The sequence below is a fragment of the Brasilonema sennae CENA114 genome, from assembly GCF_006968745.1.
Lineage (GTDB): Bacteria > Cyanobacteriota > Cyanobacteriia > Cyanobacteriales > Nostocaceae > Brasilonema > Brasilonema sennae.
The window spans coordinates 2,611,841-2,630,508 of sequence record NZ_CP030118.1 but is presented as its reverse complement, the minus strand read 5'-3'; the positions used below and the strand labels follow the sequence as shown (position 1 = coordinate 2,630,508).

17 protein-coding genes and 1 pseudogene are annotated in these 18,668 nt (G+C 42.2%); 8 read left to right on the top strand and 10 right to left on the bottom strand.

Annotated elements, in window-relative coordinates; all coding sequences use genetic code 11:
* The first annotated feature begins 393 nt into the window (after positions 1–393).
* Positions 394–1,056: a hypothetical protein gene (locus tag DP114_RS11290; protein ID WP_169265677.1), complete on the top strand. Its 663-nt coding sequence runs from the start codon at positions 394–396 to the stop codon at positions 1,054–1,056.
* A gap of 110 nt (positions 1,057–1,166) precedes the next feature.
* The gene (locus DP114_RS11285; protein WP_171976112.1) at positions 1,167–2,447 is read left to right on the top strand and encodes a hypothetical protein; all 1,281 of its coding nucleotides are present in this window, start codon (positions 1,167–1,169) and stop codon (positions 2,445–2,447) included.
* Between the two features lie 3 nt (positions 2,448–2,450).
* Here the strand turns inward: DP114_RS11285 and DP114_RS36270 are convergent, their stop codons facing one another.
* From DP114_RS36270 to DP114_RS11265, 5 genes and pseudogenes are all read right to left on the bottom strand, one after another.
* Positions 2,451–2,657, bottom strand: coding sequence for a dihydroxy-acid dehydratase domain-containing protein (locus DP114_RS36270; protein WP_370460800.1), 207 nt, complete (start codon positions 2,655–2,657; stop codon positions 2,451–2,453).
* A gap of 123 nt (positions 2,658–2,780) precedes the next feature.
* Positions 2,781–3,127 (bottom strand): annotated as a pseudogene (locus tag DP114_RS36265) (dihydroxy-acid dehydratase domain-containing protein); the annotation flags it as partial.
* Positions 3,128–3,248: 121 nt separating this feature from the next.
* Positions 3,249–3,668: a pentapeptide repeat-containing protein gene (locus DP114_RS11275; protein WP_169265697.1), complete on the bottom strand. Its 420-nt coding sequence runs from the start codon at positions 3,666–3,668 to the stop codon at positions 3,249–3,251.
* Between the two features lie 485 nt (positions 3,669–4,153).
* Entirely contained in the window at positions 4,154–4,777 is a 624-nt protein-coding gene (locus DP114_RS11270) for a TenA family protein (RefSeq protein ID WP_169265675.1), read from the bottom strand.
* A gap of 131 nt (positions 4,778–4,908) precedes the next feature.
* Positions 4,909–5,679 (bottom strand): pentapeptide repeat-containing protein, encoded by a 771-nt coding sequence (locus DP114_RS11265; protein ID WP_169265674.1) that lies wholly within the window; start codon positions 5,677–5,679, stop codon positions 4,909–4,911.
* Between the two features lie 95 nt (positions 5,680–5,774).
* Between DP114_RS11265 and DP114_RS11260 the strand changes: the two genes are divergently transcribed.
* Positions 5,775–5,984, top strand: a complete 210-nt coding sequence (locus DP114_RS11260) for a hypothetical protein (protein ID WP_169265673.1) — start codon at positions 5,775–5,777, stop codon at positions 5,982–5,984.
* Positions 5,985–6,121: 137 nt separating this feature from the next.
* Here the strand turns inward: DP114_RS11260 and DP114_RS11255 are convergent, their stop codons facing one another.
* The gene (locus DP114_RS11255; RefSeq protein ID WP_171976111.1) at positions 6,122–6,730 is read right to left on the bottom strand and encodes a pentapeptide repeat-containing protein; all 609 of its coding nucleotides are present in this window, start codon (positions 6,728–6,730) and stop codon (positions 6,122–6,124) included.
* Between the two features lie 87 nt (positions 6,731–6,817).
* Here DP114_RS11255 and DP114_RS11250 point away from each other — a divergent pair, with 87 nt between their 5' ends.
* From DP114_RS11250 to DP114_RS11235, 4 genes are all read left to right on the top strand, one after another.
* Positions 6,818–7,861, top strand: a complete 1,044-nt coding sequence (locus DP114_RS11250) for a M42 family metallopeptidase (RefSeq protein WP_171976110.1) — start codon at positions 6,818–6,820, stop codon at positions 7,859–7,861.
* 114 nt (positions 7,862–7,975) lie between these two features.
* Entirely contained in the window at positions 7,976–8,443 is a 468-nt protein-coding gene (locus DP114_RS11245; protein WP_171976109.1) for a CBS domain-containing protein, read from the top strand.
* A 103-nt stretch (positions 8,444–8,546) separates the two neighbouring features.
* Complete coding sequence (gene nblB, locus DP114_RS11240; protein WP_169265669.1) at positions 8,547–9,212, top strand: phycobilisome degradation protein NblB; 666 nt, start codon at positions 8,547–8,549, stop codon at positions 9,210–9,212.
* A 597-nt stretch (positions 9,213–9,809) separates the two neighbouring features.
* Positions 9,810–10,010, top strand: coding sequence for an NblA/ycf18 family protein (locus tag DP114_RS11235; RefSeq protein WP_169265668.1), 201 nt, complete (start codon positions 9,810–9,812; stop codon positions 10,008–10,010).
* A 458-nt stretch (positions 10,011–10,468) separates the two neighbouring features.
* Here the strand turns inward: DP114_RS11235 and DP114_RS34870 are convergent, their stop codons facing one another.
* A complete protein-coding gene (locus DP114_RS34870) occupies positions 10,469–12,229 on the bottom strand; it encodes a serine/threonine-protein kinase (RefSeq protein ID WP_246163111.1) in 1,761 nt (586 codons plus the stop codon).
* A gap of 309 nt (positions 12,230–12,538) precedes the next feature.
* Here DP114_RS34870 and DP114_RS11220 point away from each other — a divergent pair, with 309 nt between their 5' ends.
* Positions 12,539–16,273: a tetratricopeptide repeat protein gene (locus tag DP114_RS11220; RefSeq protein ID WP_171976108.1), complete on the top strand. Its 3,735-nt coding sequence runs from the start codon at positions 12,539–12,541 to the stop codon at positions 16,271–16,273.
* A 240-nt stretch (positions 16,274–16,513) separates the two neighbouring features.
* On the opposite strand, the gene DP114_RS11215 is transcribed toward DP114_RS11220, so the two are convergent.
* From DP114_RS11215 to nifT, 3 genes are all read right to left on the bottom strand, one after another.
* Positions 16,514–16,957 (bottom strand): hypothetical protein, encoded by a 444-nt coding sequence (locus DP114_RS11215; protein ID WP_171976107.1) that lies wholly within the window; start codon positions 16,955–16,957, stop codon positions 16,514–16,516.
* Between the two features lie 420 nt (positions 16,958–17,377).
* Positions 17,378–17,941, bottom strand: coding sequence for a (2Fe-2S) ferredoxin domain-containing protein (locus tag DP114_RS11210; RefSeq protein ID WP_171976106.1), 564 nt, complete (start codon positions 17,939–17,941; stop codon positions 17,378–17,380).
* A gap of 463 nt (positions 17,942–18,404) precedes the next feature.
* Positions 18,405–18,608, bottom strand: a complete 204-nt coding sequence (gene nifT / locus DP114_RS11205; protein WP_169266000.1) for a putative nitrogen fixation protein NifT — start codon at positions 18,606–18,608, stop codon at positions 18,405–18,407.
* Between the last annotated feature and the right edge of the window lie 60 nt (positions 18,609–18,668).

The following is an 18,668-nucleotide window of genomic DNA, read 5'->3' as shown; positions in this document are numbered from 1 at the left end:
AAATAGCAAGCGTTAAGCGGTTGTAAACACAATACCCATGTACTTAAGCGAGGAGTTTTTTTTAGGGAACACCAACCTTAGCTTTTACGTCAAAATACAAGAAACACATACCCCAGTCTTTTACCAAACTCATATGCCTTAGTAAAATCTTTTAACCTGCTAATAAGCAATTTCTGCTAATTCATGCAAATTAGTAAATTTTGTCTTTACTAACATAATAAAAACATACTGTTACACAGATAATTAAGATAATCGTCTTCCATGTGAAGATCTACAACCTTGTCTACCCTAGCATTTGAAATGTTATGAGTATGACACTTTAGCAAAAAGTCTTATATTGCCTATTTTTAACTAGGGAACACTTTTTTTGAGCTATACACTGTCACAAACCCCATGAATGTCATTACCCGTTCGCTGAGTGTATTCAGCCTGTCTGTGTTTGCGTTAGCAGCCATACCATCTGTTGCAGGAGCGTTGGAAACTCCAACAACTCCCAAACAGACAACAACACAACAAAATATTTGTTCTTCCGATAGGGGCGAGAAATTACCGCCTTCAGCAGTAGATAAGCAAAGCCCTTCTCCATTTTATAACCTTGCAAAGGCAGGTTTTACACAGAAGCCAGATGGTTCCTGGGTTTGTTATGTCAAAGATCAAACAAAACAGAAGCGCTATTACACTTTGTTCAAAGTGCAACAAGTCAATGGAGCGCTTGTGGCTAGTTCCTTTCTAGAAAATGGCACTCTGAGCGAGGGACAGGATGTTCGCAGCTTGGACTTGTTCATGAGCCTGATTTCAAACTATACGAATACAAATCAAGGGGATCGTCAAGGTATCCAAAGGTATTTAGAATCCTTTATAACTCTCGTCAAGCAAGGAAAAGTGCCTGCGTCAGGTCGAGGGTATCTTTTTGATGTAGCAAGCCGTGGATTTGTGCTATATCAGCCCATTACAGGACAACTTCAGGGCACAGCAATCACGATTAACATCAACTCGCCTCAAAATTTAGATTCTTCTCCGGTTTCTCAGGCGAAATCCCATGGAGGGAGAGTGTAGAAACATTCAACATTCAAAACGAAATTAAAAAAACTCTCTCAAATAATCTTTTTGAATTAGAAATTGGTTTTTCCTCAGTCCCCTATTGCCTTATTAACAGGAGGTTCATCTTGTTTAAATCTCGTATTACAAAAAGTCTTATCGCGTTCTCATCCTATATGGCGGCAATACTGAGTGGGCCTCAACAGGCTTTGGCTCAGCTCAGTATTGGCAATTACGGTGTCCAGCCAGGACTAGAGTCAAATTATCTCCGGTATCAACTCTCCGGCCAGGATTTGAGTAAAATGCGAGTCATTCCTGGATGTGACGTGGGATTTGGTGCTGCTTGTAATAAGTCTGGAGCAGTACTACAGCAATTAGTGGAATCTAATAACGGACCTAGTTACAATGACCTCTTGACCCGAGCCGCTGGAGGGCAGCAAAACTTTCAAAATTTTGCCTCTTTCTACGGAAATAATCCTAATCTTGAAAAGATACCGTATACCTCATTCTGGCAAAACGACAGTCCTTATATTATGGATGGGTATCGGTATACTCTTGGGCAAACAGTTGGTCGGACACCCCAAGCAGGTTTGGGACAGGTTACCAAGAACTTTTACTGGGCACCCGAAGGATCTGGAAACTCGCTTGATCCTCGCAGTGGGTTATTGAACCTAAAATACTCTTATGGGCGTTTGCTGTTGCAAGAGGTCGCAAAAATTCCCAATTGGAAGCAGCAGATTCAGGCTCAAGATTTGCCACCAGAGGTCAAGCAATATTATGTGAATAATGTCTCTCAAGGGTTGCGTGCGCTGAATAGTGGCAATGAGGAGCAACTAGAAGGAAGGCTTCTTAATGTCCTCTCCTCACCATACTCTCCAGAAGGAGGTCCGTTCAATCGTCCAAATGCTGGTATTCCTCCAGAGTTTGACCAGATTGCTGGGCAAGGTGTTCCAGGAGACGTCGTTGCAGGGGGAGTTCCAATATTGCCTGGGGGAGACGTGATTAGTCAAGAATTTGCTCCTATTCCTGAAGCAGATGTTGTCACACGAGCCGGAGGTGCGGGTTTCCCATACTGGGCACTCGCTGGTATTCCATTAATTCTTCTACCTTTTCTTTTGGGTGGTGGAGATGATAATTCCTCAAGAAATGTAGCTCAAACTCCTCCTGGCGGTGGCGGTGTAACTCCTCCAGGGGGCGGTGTAACTCCTCCGGGCGGCGGTGTAACTCCTCCAGGGGGCGGTGTAACTCCTCCAGGGGGCGGTGTAACTCCTCCAGGGGGCGGTGTAACTCCACCACCTCCAGTACAGCGTATACCAGAGTCATCAACCTTAACGCCTCTTTTGTTGCTGACAATGATCATGTCCATCCTCAGCTACAGAAAGTGGCTCAAGCCCGGTGTACGGATGTAAAAATTAAAATAAATTAAAATCCGTTAGTGCACTTAGACTGCTGGAAGATACCAACTTGGTATACTTTACCAGCACACCTCTGATGTAACGGGGTGGAAGTGGCTGGCAATTGGCACGACGATGGGCTAGTTTTTCGTCAGATATATGTAAATGTAGTGAACGAGCATGGGCATCAATGGTGATGGTATCGCCTTCTTTAACAAGAGCGATCGCCGCGCCCCCAACTGCTGCTTCTGGCGCAACGTGATCTACACTTGAGGGATACCACCCACTTTGTGTAAATCTGTAGCGAGATATCGACCACTAGGTTTTAAATCGCACAAAAGCGGTTTATATTGAATCAGCGATGACTTCCCGTGAAACCAAGGAATATTTCATCCCTTCAGTTCCCATAGAAACGCCATCGCTGATGGTAATTGTGCCGAACATTTGCGTCATTGCCTTGGCATTTTTGACGCCAATTTCTGCTATGGAGTGCTAATTTGTTGATCCCCATATTGCAGGGGGTAATAGTACTATAGCCATTGGCTATACCAACAATAGCTTTGGAGAAATCCTCATCTTAAAAACCAACGGCAAACGGCACGCAGCATTGATCACTTAGGCGTTAAGCGTAGCTCTGCCGTAGGCAATCGCTGCACTCCTTGCGTTACAACTTGGCTTCTTAAATTCTCTGACATTTTGATAATTTCCTTGCGCCGTCATCTTTCTCTTGGCACATTTCCTTTGTAATTATCTCAACATATCAGATACTTTAGAGCCGACGTTCACGCGTTTATCGAAATATGATAGCTACGGTAGCTAATTATTGATTTTACCATCTGGCATAATCGCACCCTGCAACAGAGTACCCATCATGTGTGCCCCGTACAGATTAGCTCCCTCTAGATTTGCAGCGGTGAAATCTGCATCTATCAAGTCTGCCATTTTCAAGACTGCTCCATCAAGGATAGCTCCTGTGAGCTTTGCTTCATGAAGATTTGCTCCACTCAGATTGGCTTCAGTGAGGTTAGCCCCCGTAAGGTTAGCTCTCACTAAAGATGCTTCTGTCAAGTCAACCCCAACCAAATTAGCTTTACTCAAATCAACTTCACTTAAAGAAGCTCCTTTTAAACTTGCTCCGCTGAGATTGACTCCATTTAGGTAACCACCTATCAGGTTTATACCTTTGAAATTTCTTTCTCCTGTCTGATAGCGTTTCAACAAATCATCAACGCTCATTGCACGATTTAACAATACTTCTTGCATGCAGTGTGCCTCAAAGAACAGACTAAGTTGAGTGAATTGTGTGATCAAGTCGAGTTGTGAAAAATTCTCTCATTAATAGATAAAATATCATGATGATAATCCAAACTAAGTCATTGGTAAACAACTCACAAATAATAGTTTGTTAGGGCGTAAACACTACCACCAATTAAAGTTGTATATTAGACAATTTGTGTTCATTATTGTTTGTCAAGTTTTTTGACTTAATGAGTGTAGTTCTCTTACACTTCATATATAATTCCAACCACGACGCAGTTAACTTGATTCTTCACAGAGGAAGCTAGATGTGATATGGCAGTCTTAAATCATAAGCCCTACGTGTACGCTACAAGGGACGTGAAAATCTCTCTTTATTCTTCTGGTGGTGCGTACTCTGCGCCTGGTGCAGTTCAGTGAAAAAGTAATTTTCACAAATCAGAGAAGCAAACATAAGCGGCGATTTATAAACATTCCCATGCTGCTTGAAAAAAGTCTCGCTCACATAACATGGCATAACGATAAGTTGACTCTACCAAAGTCGTGCGACTCGCATACGAATCAACCAAATCTTCTAATTGTTGCGTTAATGGTTGAAAATCTGCGCCGCTATAAGTACGAATCCAATCCGCATATTGATGATTGGGAATGTTATCACCAGCTAATTGTTTTCCTAAAAAAGCATATAAACCCATACAGGGAGACATCGCTGCAGCAGTTAAACCTACATCAGCACTCCAAGCAGTAGCTAACAGAAAGTCGGTATAGCGACGGGTAGTCACTCCAGGTTCTACAGAATGTAAACTGACTCCCCACTTTGCTGCATAACCCTCATGAAGTTTCAGTTCTTGTAAAACTCCATCAGCCAAGGAGTGAAATGTCGTAAAGACTGAGAAATCTGGTGCTTTAGCTGCAGCTATGCTGTAAGCACGAGCAAAGGCTTCTAAGAAAAAAGCATCTTGTCCGACATAATAGGCAAATTTTTTCTGCTCAAGAGTACCATCAGCGATACCTTGGACAAAGGGATGTTCAAGACAAGCCTGGGCTATGTCGTGATTTGCTTGCCATAGTTCTTTAGAAATACTCATGAGTCATAAGTTATGAGTTGTCATTCAAACAGTGAGCAGTCAACAGGGAACGCTTAACAGTAACAACTGATAACTGATAGCTGATACTGCGGGTACTTGATCAAATACTACTATCCACTGACTACTAATCACTAAAATGGCAAAAACTGGAGTAGTAGAGAGCCAACACTTCCTACAAAATCAATGAAATCAGGTTTGGCAGGTTTTACCTTAGTTTCGTAAGGTGTTTGCAGTTCTTTGATAAAAGCTTGTGCTGTTTGTATTCCACTGCTATTGTTTTGGGATCTAAACAGTTTTTCAGCAACTTGAGCGTCTTGAAATGCACCTTGTCGATCAAGTATTTGGTAACGAGCAACACCACGAGCTAGATAAGCACCTGCATAATCAGGGTTCATGACAATAGCCTGATTGAAATAATCAATTGCTTGCTGTTGATTGCCTTTTTGTGCTTCGGTAACACCCCAAGCATAAAATTTCTCATGTGTAGCAATTTGCGATGGTATGCCGATTGCTCCTTGGAAATTAATCCCATTAAGATTCACACCATCTAATTGAGCGTTAACTAAATAGGCATGTCGCAAATCAGCATTCTGCAAATTTGCCCCACTAAGATTGGCTCCCGTGAGGTTAGCACCAAATAAACCAACACCACTCAAGTTTGCACCCCTCAAGTTAGCACCACTCAAGTTAACGCGGCTGAGATTCGCACCTGCAAGATTGGCTTTAGTTAAATCCGCTCCTGATAAATCAGCCATCACCAAACCAGCCCCGGCTAAATCACAGTTTTGACACTGTTTGCTTGCTAGTAACTGTCTGACATGTTCCAGATTTGCTGCTAGAACTGCCTGATTTAAGCCGATAAGCGTTAAAAATACGCTGGTGGCTAAAATTCGGCTTTTCATTATTGGCGTCACAATGTCTTTGCCTGAAGGCTCAGTGTTTCCATAGACATATCTTTTTATATTTTTTTTATTTTCCTAGTCATATCACTGTTGCTATGGCGTATAATTCTTGTTATCGACGTAAAGTAACAGTGAAAGCTGAGAAATCAGAATTTGTCCTGTTTGTGGCTGTACGGGCTGAAGAAAACCAGTTCAGTTCTGTAAACAAACTTAAGGCAAATGTCAGAGTAACAGCTAGTAAAAGTTTTTCTCGCATAAGTTATTCCTCACAACTGCCAAGTAAGAAATCAGTACTTGTAGTCTAAATACAAGAATGATTTGTCTTCCCTCCCAAACTAAGAGATAAACAAATTTGGGGAAAGTGATAAGTATCAATTATTTAAGTGATGCTCGTCACTTACATAGTATCATGTACGTGAGTCGCTTACCTAGAGCCAACTCCCTAAGGCATAATTGTGTTGCTCAGGTTTACACCTTCTAGAAGAGTTCCTCTCAAAAGAGCTCCCTCTAGGTTAGTATGATCAAGATTGGCACCCCTCAAGTCGGCGCGACTGAGATTAGCACTGCTCAGATTCGCATTTTCAAGAATTGCACCACTGAGATTAGCACTGCTCAAATTCACACCACTCAAATTAGCATTTGCAAGATTTGCACCACTCAAGGTAGCTCCACTCAAGTCAACACCACTCAAGGTAGTGTTTGCAAGATTCGCACCACCTAAGTTAGCATTACGCAGCTTCATCGTGCGTAAGTCCTTTCCTTGCCAATCAACACCACCAAGGTTTTTTCCTAGTTCGTTTGGCTGTTCTTGAATTGCTACGACTGGTGTGTCTTGTGGTGATGAAACCAATGTGTCTTCTGGAGGCGGAGTTAATGTATCGACAGGTGCTTGTGTAATGTCTTCTTCTGTGCTTTCTGTTTGGTTAGGTACTGCTATTGGTCTTTCCACGCCTTTGAGCACTACATAGATTCCAACTCCAGCTAAAAGAGTTGCTCCAGTCAGTATAGCCGAAAGAGTGAAAAGCAAACTTTGGCGTTGTTGGTGATACATTTGTGCTGGTTGAATTGTATAAATTTGGGCTTTTGCCTACTATTTATAGCAGTTCTTAATTGAGTAAAGTACCTATTTAAAATAACGATGTGCAACTACGATCGCTTATTTCACACAATTGAGGAATTAGTCATGCATCATTCTCCCAGTGGTGCAGAAACAGAAATTAACCAATTCTTGATACAGCAATTTGCGGCACTAGGAGTGGAAGTATGGTGCGATCGCGCTGACAATATCATTGCTAAAATTCAAGGGCTAGATTCCACTAGACAGATTGCCATTACTGCTCACAAAGATGAAATAGGCGCAATTGTGAAAACAGTTGGCGAAAAAGGTCGAGTCGAAGTTCGCAGGCTAGGCGGCTCATTTCCGTGGGTTTATGGCGAAGGAGTGGTAGATTTACTGGGAGATAACGCAACACTCAGCGGTATTCTCAGTTTTGGTTCCCGTCACGTTTCCCACGAATCACCCCAAAAAGTTCAGCAGGAAGACACTCCTGTCAAATGGGAAAATGCCTGGATAGAGACAAAATGTACCACAACCGAATTGGAAGCAGCTGGTATTCGACCAGGTACCAGAATGGTTGTCGGCAAGCATCGAAAACGTCCAACACGGTTAAACGACTACATAGCCAGTTACACCTTGGATAACAAAGCTTCAGTTGCTATTTTATTAGCACTTGCCGAAAAGGTAAAACAGCCACCAGTCGATGTGTATCTAGTCGCATCAGCAAAAGAAGAAGTGGGAGCAATTGGAGCACTTTTCTTTACTCAAAACCAGCGCTTAGATGCTTTGATTGCTTTGGAAATTTGTCCTCTCTCATCAGAATATCCCATTGAAGACGGGGAAAGCCCTGTGATACTTTCTCAAGATGGATATGGAATTTACGATGAAACGTTAAATGGACAACTGCGTCACTGCGCCAAGCAACTAGATATGTCAGTACAGCTAGCAACAATCAGTGGTTTTGGTAGTGATGCTTCTATTGCGATGAAATTTGGTCATGTTGCTCGCGCTGCGTGTTTGGCATTTCCGACACAGAACACCCACGGATACGAAATTGCGCATTTAGGAGCAATTGCTAACTGTGTTGAGTTGTTACAAGTCTTTTGTGAGACGGAATTTGAGTAATTATTCTTCTTCCCCTACTTCCCGATAAGTAACAATGTATTAACGTGATAAGCTTAACACCCACAATTCTTTACAATAAACCAGGTAGATTAATAACAAAGTGACAGCAAGCCAATGCCTAAAACAGTTGCCGACATCATGAGCCGTGATCCAATCGTCGTCCAACTAGAAACTCCTCTACAGGAAGCGATAAAAATCCTGGCAGAACGACGCATTAGTGGACTACCAGTTGTGAACGACGCTGGGAAGTTAGTCGGTATTATCTCAGAAACGGACTTAATGTGGCAACAAACTGGTGTAACCCCTCCGGCTTACATTATGTTTCTTGATAGCGTCATTTATTTGGAAAATCCTGGAGATTACGAACGTGACTTGCACAAAGCACTTGGGCAAACTGTTGGCGAAGTCATGAGCAAAAACCCGATCACTATTGATCCTGACAAAACAGTCACAGAAGCTGCTAAACTCATGCACGATCGCAACGTCCACCGCCTACCAGTACTTGACAGCGAGAGCCAAGTTATTGGTATCCTCACTCGTGGTGACATCATTCGAGCAATGGCAGCGAGTCAAGATCAGTGAACACTAAACAGTGAACACTAAACAGTTATCAAGCCAAAATGAGCTGATGAGTGATAACTGATAACTATTTTTTGAAAACATTTTTGAAAATTAGGATAATTAAATGAGTATTACTCCTGAATCTGTCAAGCAACTGCTGGAATCTCAAGATTTAGGCGATCGCTTGCGAGCAGTCAACCAAATTCGTCAATTAGAGCCAAAGCTAGGTTTTGAGTTGGTTCAAAATGCTGTAAATGATAGCAACTCCCGTGTGCGGTATTCAGCTGTGAGTCAGTTGGATACGCTGGGTAAACAAGATTTAGATTTATCTCTAAACATATTGCGCGATCGCTTGCTCAATGATCCCGAAGCTGATGTTCAAGCAGCCGCAGCAGATTGTTTGGGTGCTCTTGGGCTGCGTGAGGCTTTTGACGATTTACAACAACTTTACCAAACCAGCAACGAGTGGATTGTACAATTTAGCATCATCGCTACACTCGGAGAGTTGAACGATCCAAGAAGTTTTGAGTTGCTAAAAACGGCACTTTCTTCAGAAAATGATTTAGTCAAAACTGCAGCCATTAGTTCTTTTGGCGAATTGGGAGACTTGCAGGCTATTCCCTTGTTGGCTCCCTATGCAACAGATCCAGATTGGCAAGTGCGTTATAGGCTGGTACAAGCCTTAAATCGTTTAGGCGGTACAGATGCAAAATCCATATTGGAAACTTTGGCGAATGATGAGGTAGAAGCTGTTGCAACTGAAGCCAAAAAATCTTTACCCGAAGCTTGAAGCATCTGTCTTTAGCATGACTCAGTGAACCGTATTGCTCCATACCATTAAAAATTTGTTCATACTGAGCTTTTTTCCTGTTTACAGTTTGATACATATACTTATAGCCTCTTAAGTTTCTAACTCAGGAGGCTAATTATCTTATTTTGTGTAATTGACATCTTGCACTCAATGAGGTAAAGCGAATATAATTCATTCTTACCTACCTGAAATGCCTTAAAAAAACAGGGTTTCACAGGACTTGAGCGCAATAGCTTATGTCCATATCAGTGTAGTTATGTAAAAATTTCTACATTTTGAAACAACCCGAATCTCAAACTAGGGAAAACTAAGGCAGTTTCTCCAAAAAAAAGGGTTCAAAAACCCATATTTTCCCGGAATCTGCCTCACCAGACTTGGGATCTATATCAGTTGGCTTAACAACAAGGTGTCACAACCGAAAAAATACCCATTAGGGTATGGGCAATTTGTCAAACTATTGTTATCGTTCGTAATACGGAGGTAAAAATATTTTGGACAAATAAAAATTTAGCTATATACCCTATTAGTTCAGCCGACGGCTATATCACCTTTACTTTTTCTTTTTAGGAGTTCATCATGAATCAACCAATCGAATTGAGCCTCGAACAGCAATTCAACATTCGCTCATTCGCCACTCAGGTGCAGCATATGAGCCATGACCAAGCTAAAGACTTTTTAGTTAAGCTCTATGAGCAGATGGTACTTCGGGAAGCGACTTATAAACAGCTTCTTAAGCACCAATGGGGAATAGACGAGGGATCGACCTGGGCAGCATAGAGTTGTAGCGCCGCCGTAGTAGGCGACCTCCTTCTCTAGCTAAGTTCCAAGGAGGAAATGAGCTGGGGATGCCGGGGCGTCAACTAAGAGGATCAACTACGATTAGAGATTTTACCAACGATCATTCATCTTTTGCAAGTGAGTTTCACTTTGTGACGTATATCGTTTGGCTTAACATTGGGTCACACTCGCTTTATGCATCTACGACACTCCGCTGCTACTAAATTGCAGGTTTGGAGGATAAATGCCATTGCACGTGTTTTCCATTAACTAGCGTTTAACTCGTCTAGCTCATGTAAACTCCAGTCATTAGTTTACTCTAAATTGCATTATTCATCCTCTTTGTATTTATATTTCTTATAACTTTGTTCATAATTGTATACATATTTTTTTAAAAAAAGTTTACAAAAGGATGGAACGATGGTGTATAAATCACATGGATGAGCAGTATATTCCTTTCAGCCGAAAAGGTCAAACGAGGAATCTGTATCCATTGCTTGTATCTTTGCCAAAATATGTGGTTTGATCTTTTCGTACTCAGTTTTAAGTAAAGTTTTACTAAATTGTGGTTCGGCAGAAGAAACCAGCTTGTTGCTCATCGTTACCCAGTGATGTAACCACAGGCGTTGTGTAGAAGCAATACTTGAGAGTAATACATCAACACAACGATTTGGTGTCTCGCGAGTAAAGAACAGTATCGGGTAGTAACCTGTTTGTCTGAGTAGGCGAGTGATTTTTTGCCCGAAAGTTGTCTTCAGATCAAGGTAGTATGTTAGCCATTTTGCACCATGCATAGTGTTGTAGATCAGGGTAATCCATAGCAGCATGGGGTGAGGAGAAGTTATAAAAAGAAATTGATTATAGCGTTTACAAACCAAACGCTTTTGAATTTCCAAATGCGGTAGCATCACCCACAAGGCGGGTAGTTCCTTACCATTCAAACCCAGAGGACTAGGAAAGACGATATCGGCGATCGGTTTATTCGAGGGCCAACAAGCTTGCTGTACAATTTCCTGTATCAATCCAGATGATAGCGTCACTGCTTGGCTGTTGTCGTCATACTGAGTTGAATTCAAAGATAGTAGGTGGGATGACGATGAGGAAGGAGCAAAAAAGCGAGGAAAGGATATTTTTTCAGACTCCCACACTCCCACACTCCCTAACTCTGTGAGTCTGTGAGTCTGTGTTCTTCCGCCATTTCTAAATGCTATTTCTGAACGCAACTTGGTATCAACATCTGTTTTGATTAAGACACAGACAGTTGGAGCTTTATCTATATTTGGCAAAGTTTCACTTGCCCGATCGCCCGAAAGGGGCGGCGCGAGAGGAGCATCGCCCTGTTCTAAAGATCGCAGAACCTGAAGAATTTCGTTTATACTTTGGGGACGTGAGCTTGGTGTCTTGGCTAAACAACTCATAACCAAATTTTTCACACTCTGTGGTAGTTGCAGATTGGGTGCAACTTCAGAGAATGATCGTGGTTGTTGATAGTGGTGTACTTTGTACCATGCTCCAAAAGAGTTGGTTGATGCGACTAGGGGAATTTTGCCTGTAAGCATCTCAAACATCATCACTCCCAAACTATAAATGTCAGCACGGTTATCTAATTCCTGACCATCTATCTGTTCGGGAGAAGAATAAGCAAGAGTGCCTAAATAGTAGTCAGTATAGCTGCTATCGGCATGTAGTAACTTGGCAATACCAAAATCTAGAACTTTGACTAATTCGCCGAAACTATGGTCTTGAATGACCACTATATTACTGGGCTTAATATCGCGGTGAATAATTGGACATATTTTGCCTTCTACAAAGATACCATTATGAGCGCACTGTAATCCCAAGCAAATTTGACGCACCAAATTCAAAAATCTTGGTAAACAGGGTGGTTGGTGGCGAATGATATTGCTCAGGCTGCTTCCTTGGAGGTATTCCATAACATAGAACGGAGTATTATTCTCGTCTACGCCATAGTCCATGACTCGGACAATGTGGATGCTTTTTTGTCCAAGAATGGCACAGGTTTTTGCCTCTTGCTCAAAGCGTTCTTGCACTCGCAGATTTTGATTTTGGGTCGATAGAGCTAGAAACTTCACAGCAACAGGTACGCCACCCAACAAAATGTCCTTAGCACGATAGACTCTACCCATTGCTCCAGTACCAATTATCTCCTGGAGTTCGTAGCGTTTGCCGAGTAAACGACCAATGTTGGGATCTGACATAAATCGATTCCAAAGTTTAATAGTAGAGAACCCAGCTTTGCTGACAACTTGTAAGTTAATAAAGACAAATTTACTAGTGTTTTCACAAACAAATAAAGTATAAAAAAGTTAATCTATATTAAATTATACTCAAAAAACACCAAAAAATCTACGTTATACGTGTAATAAATAGTGCGAACCAGGAGTGAGCTTAAGTAGAGAGAATTTCCAACCGCCTTGCCCTGGAGATGATACAGCTATACGGAAACGCAAACAGCGAATGTGTAGTCTATAACTAAATATTCTTTTTTGTGTTAAAAGTGTCACACCATGCCAGTCATCACGATTCGGGAAGAAGAGAAAACCGACACCGGCTTTGAGGTAACTCTGAGATTTGAAGGTGAAGAATATTCACTTACAATCACTAACCCATTCACTTCTAAAGAGGAACAAGAACTGGAGTGGTATTTTGAAGAGTGGTTGGAGTTTCCCTTTAGCGACACGATCATAGCCGAGAGGGCAGCCGCCAGTATTAAAAAGTATGGGGAAAATTTCTTTAACCAAGTTTTTAGAGATAGAGATGCTTATAGTCAATATCAGCGGCTACGCAAAGGGCAAAATCCCCTACAGATAGAAATTGTCGGGAAAACTCCGGACTTTCAAGCACTGCACTGGGAAGCTTTGTGGGAACCTGGCTATCCGCGACCGTTGGCGGTAGACTGTGTGATGGTGCGTAAGAGTGTTAAACGTGGGGCAAGGCAAGCGAACATTCCACAGTCACCCGTGATTAATTTGCTGGTGGTGACAGCACGACCAAATGAAGAACAAGATGTTGGTTATCGTACCATTTCGCGATCGCTGATTGACGCAATTGAAAATAGCCAGTTGGCGGTGAATGTGGAGTTACTGCGCCCAGGTACTTATGAAGCACTAGCAAGACATCTGGAAGAAAAAGGCGCGGGGTTTTATCACATCATCCACTTTGACACCCACGGTGCGCTGATGAGATATAAGGATATCCAAAAGGAAACCGCAAATCCTTATGCTTATCAGTTGAGATGGGGGCGCTATGATTTGCAACACTACGACGGAGTGAAGGCGTTTGTGTTTTTGGAAGGAGAAACCAAAGGCGATGCAGATCCGGTGGAGGCGACGGAATTGGCGAATCTGCTGACGGGTAAGGAAATTCCTGTATGTCTTCTCAATGCTTGTCAGTCGGGGAAACAAATTAAACCCACCTTTGCAAGGGGGGAAGGGGGGGATCTCGACAATGAACAATCAAGATCCCCCCTTCAAAACGGGGGAACAGGAACAGAAGATTACAGAGAAACCAGTCTCGGAAGTCAGTTGATGGCTGCAGGGATGCAGATGGTAGTGGCGATGGGGTATACCGTCATGGTGGATGCTGCCAAGCTGATGATGCAGCAAGTTTATGCTCATCTATTTGATAATAAGGATATCAGCGAAGCGATACGGCTGGGCAGGCTGGAACTTTTCCATGACAAGAAGCGCAAAGCTTATTTCAACAAGCACATTGATTTGGAAGATTGGTTGCTACCTGTGGTTTACAGCAATCAAGCTGTCAAATTCAACCTGCGAGAATTCACGCCACAAGAAGAAGAGCAATTTTGGCAAACTGAAGGTGAAAGATATCGCTTCACGTCGCCAGAATATGGATTTTTCGGGCGAGATTTGGAAATTCTCAAAATAGAAAAGTCATTGCTGCGACACAATATCTTGCTGTTGCAGGGAATGGGCGGAACAGGTAAAAGCACTCTGCTAAGATATTTGCGCCAATGGTGGCAGAGGACGGGTTTTGCAAAAGATATCTTTTATTTTGGGTATGACGAGAAGGCGTGGAATTTAGAGCAAATCATCTTGGAGATTGGCAACAAGATTTATGATAGGTATGACAACTTTCATCGGATGGTGCCAGAAGCTAAAAAGCAAAAGTTACTGAAAACACTCCGCGCTGAATCTTATATTTTGATTCTGGATAATTTGGAATCGGTGACAGGGCAACCCCTGGCGATTCAAAATACTCTCCCAGAAACAGAACGCAACCAAATCAAAGATTTTTTGACGCGCTTGGTAGGCGGAAGAACGCGGGTGATTCTGGGTTCTCGCAGTCGTGAAGATTGGTTGCAAGCAACGACTTTTAAAAACAATATTTATGAATTGCAAGGGCTAGACAAAGAAGCACGTTCTGACTTGGCACAGGCAATTCTCCAACGCCATGTTACTGAAAAACGTATTCCCACTATTCGTCAAGACGAAGATTTTCAGAAGTTGATGCAACTGTTGGCGGGGTATCCATTGGCGATGGAAGTTGTGCTGGCGAATTTGAAAAATCAATCGCCCAAGGAGATTCTTTTGGCGTTGCAGTTTGCTGATGTGAAGTTGGATACGGGAAGTGACGAAAAGACGAAAAGTATTCTCAAATGTGTAGAATATTCCCACAGTAATCTTTCACCAGATGCGCAAAAGTTGCTGTTGTGTTTGGCTCCTTTTAGTGGGTTTATTTTCCGCCGCACTATTCCAAACTATATCAACAAATTACAAGCACTGGAACCATTCAAAGATTATCATTTTGAGAAATTTGATGAGGCGATTCAAGAAGCAATTAACTGGGGTTTGCTTTCCTCAGATTCAAATTTACCTGACTTGCTGACAATTCAACCTGTATTCCCCTACTTTTTGAAAACTAAGTTAGAGACTCTTGATGAAGAAAGCCGTGAAGCTTTGCAATCGGGATTTAAAAACCACTATCAAGATTTGGCAGATTCTTACAATGAGTTGATGGAATCCAAGGAAGTGCAAGAGCGGCCATTGGGTATATTCTTCTGTCAATTAGAGTATGAAAATCTCTACAATATGCTACAAATATGTTTAGATAACCAAGAAAGTATCAACATATATTTTTGTTTATACAAATACTTTGAGTTGATTAACGATAACCAAAGTAAGCTAAAGTTAGCAGAAATGGTTTGTCAACGTTTGGACAAGTATCCACCTGCATTCATCAAGGGGGAATTAGGTTATCAGATACCATTTGCAATTGAGAGACTGGGCGCATGTCAACTGAAAACAAACCAGTACCAGCAAGCAAGAAAGTCCTACGAAAAGACTTTGGAAATTAATGATGCACTTGGCAGTGAAGAAGAAAGACAAAAACAACTTTGGAAAGCTGTCACGTACCACAACTTGGGAATAGTTGCCCAAGAATTGCGAGAATTTGAAGAGGCAAGACGCAATTACCAACAAGCTTTGCAAATCAAAATCGATTTTGGCGATCGCTACGAGTGTGCAAGCACCTACCACCAGTTGGGAATCCTAGCCAAAGAATTGCGAGAATTTGATGAGGCAAGGCGCAATTATCAACAAGCTTTGCAAATCACTATCGATTTTGGCGATCGCTACTCTTGTGCTCGCACCTACCACCAGTTGGGAATAGTCGCTCAAGAATTGCGAGAATTTGAGGAGGCAAGGCGCAATTACCAACAAGCTTTGCAAATCACTATCGATTTTGGTGATCGCTACTCTTGTGCTCGCATCTACCACCAGTTGGGAAGGGTAGCCCAAGATTTGCGAGAATTTGATGAGGCAAGGCGCAATTACCAACAAGCTTTGCAAATCAAAATCGAATATGGCGATCGTTACGAGTGTGCAAACACCTACCACCAGTTGGGAAGGGTAGCCCAACAATTGCGAGAATTTGAAGAAGCAAGGCGTAATTACCAACAAGCTTTGCAAATCAAAATCGAATATGGCGATCGCTACTCTTGTGCAGGCACCTACCACCAGTTGGGAATGGTAGCCCAAGATTTGCGAGAATTTGAGGAGGCAAGGCGCAATTACCAACAAGCTTTGCAAATTTATATCGAATATGGCGATCGCTATTTAAGTGCTTACACCTACGCGCAATTAGGATTGCTTGCAAAAGCAGAGGAAAACTACGTGGAGGCGAGGGCTAATTTGCAGAAAGCTTTGGAGATATATGTTGAGTATAAGGATGAATATATGGCAGAGGTAGGACGGCGGGATTTAGAGAGATTACCAGAGTAGTTAGAAATCAGGCTTGATGATGCGATTAGATTAATGACTTTCTCGTTCCCATGCTCGGCGTGGGAATGTAATTAGAGAGGCTCTGCCTCCACTCACACTAGTCAAAATTCAATAATTGTACTGATGTTTAATGAGGCAGAGCCTCATCCTAGGCATTCCCTGGTTGAACCAGGGAACGAGAAAACGAGAAACGCTATGCTTTGTGCTTTGCAGAGCGAAAAGCTATAAGGTGGTTCAGGATTAGTTTTTTGGTGGTTGGTTTCCCGAAGCATCAGCATCTGGTTCGGTATACTCACAAAAAATATCGATGCCGACATGGACAATGTACAACACAATAACAGTAGCAATATTAGGGTCGAGTGGTACTCCAGTCATAGCTAGCAATGAGACAATCAACGCTGTGAGTAACGGCGCACTCGCTGGATTTTTTTTGTATTCCTGCACTTTGGTACGGAAACTATCATCAGCGCCGCAGAGTTCTTTGCGCAACCGCTTCAGTGTCACTTCCCGCAGAGATTTTTGATAGTCTCTCGTCGCACCGAATTTATCTAACAAAATCTCATCTAAACAAGAGTCAATGTCGCCGTTGTGTTGTTCGATCTGAGTCAGTGCTGACTGGAAAGATGCATCGTTTGGCAAAACTTCGCGATATTGCTCGATTTCAGCGGTAGAGAGTTGAGTCATGCTGAACCTTGGTTGTTGAAGATAGTAGGGACAAACAAATATAGATTACATTGGCGGAGGTTGAGATTACGGAAAAAGTTAGCTAAACGGATATGCGCGTTGCATTCGTGATTTATACCTCACCCTGCCCTGTCGGGCATCCCTCTCCTTAAGGAGAGGGAAAGATTTTAGCGCCGATTCAAGCGAGGGTGAGGTTACGGAAAAAGTTAGCCAAACGGATATGCGCGTTGCATTCATGATTTCTACCTCACCCTGCCCTGTCGGGCATCCCTCTCCTTATAAAGGAGAGGGAAAGATTTTAGCGCCGATTCAAGCTAGGGTGAGGTTTAAGCTTTTTTATCCCATTTGCCATGAACAAACAAGAACCCCGACAACTCTTATGAAGTCGGGGTTCTGAACCGATTGCTATCATTCAGTTGCTCACGGATTTGATACCAAATAATCTTCCAGTAAAGAGACGATCGCCTCTGGATGAAGATTCTTATATTCTTTTGTCCCAATTTGCAAAATCAAATTCGGTGCGTTTTTACAACATTTTAAACAACTAGTGCGCTCAATGATGACTTGATCTGATAAACCGCGAATGGACAAAATCTTTTCTAATTCTGACAAGTAATTTTTTGCACCACGCTTGACACAGCCAGATTTTTGGCAGGTTAAAATCTTTGCCTTAGGAGCACGTTTGTGTTGTTGAACGGGTGTTTTTTGAGTCGAACAAAAATTAAGTGGTGCTATGCTAAAAGCTTTTAGTTTGACTTCGCCTGTTTGGGTGTCTAGCTTACTAATACCAAATACACGAATTTGCTCGCCAGGAACTAGAGAAAACTTGAGGTGTTGACGTAATTCTTTGGGAATTTTGATTTGTACATCCTCGGATTCTAACGCCAGTTGTAAGTATTTGGATTTGCCTGGGCTATCACCAACAAAGCTCAGGAATTGTCCTTCGAGGTTAAATTCAGATAATTTTAAGTAATGATGACCCATGTTTTTTTAATCAGTGGATTTTTTGTGTGGGTTGTCTTTTTTAAGTAAGTGGAAACAGATAATCGTAATACTTAGATCTTGCTTTCTTATTTTTGTCCACCAAGAACGCCAAGAAATAAATTTCTTGGCTCAAAGTCCAAGTCCGTTAAAACGGACTGGGTAAGTCTTTGAGTCCGTTTTAACTGACATTTTGCACTATTCTCAAGAACGCAACCTCGTCCGCCTCGGAATCAATTGGGAGGCTCACACTTCAAGTCTCTTAAAGTAGACTCAAAGGCTTATGCAGTCGTCTAAAGACGACTTTGACTATGAGACTAGGGTTTAAACCCTAGGCGGTTGTTGGCACAAGTGCAAGATCTCAGCCTTAAACTCGTACGCGGTTACACGCTGGCAACGAATGAAAGAAACACTACCTCCCTTCTTCCCTATTCCCTCTTAATTTTGCAAGAGGCTTGGTGCTAAGCTAGGAGAGGCGTTTAGCTTCTACAGTCTGAGGTAAATCTACCAATTCTGGCAAGTTAGTAAATGCTAATTCCCAGCCATTTGCTAAGGTCAAAATTTTGCCTTCTGGTCCTTCAGTTTGTTTGACAACTTCTTCTTCAAGGTCTTTCTTGGCAACGTAGACGACCAAGTTTCCAGCATCATTTTGACGCAGCATGACTTTCATAAGAATTTTACCGCTTCCTAGTGTTGAGATTAATGTATTTGAGAAATGTCTGATTTTCTG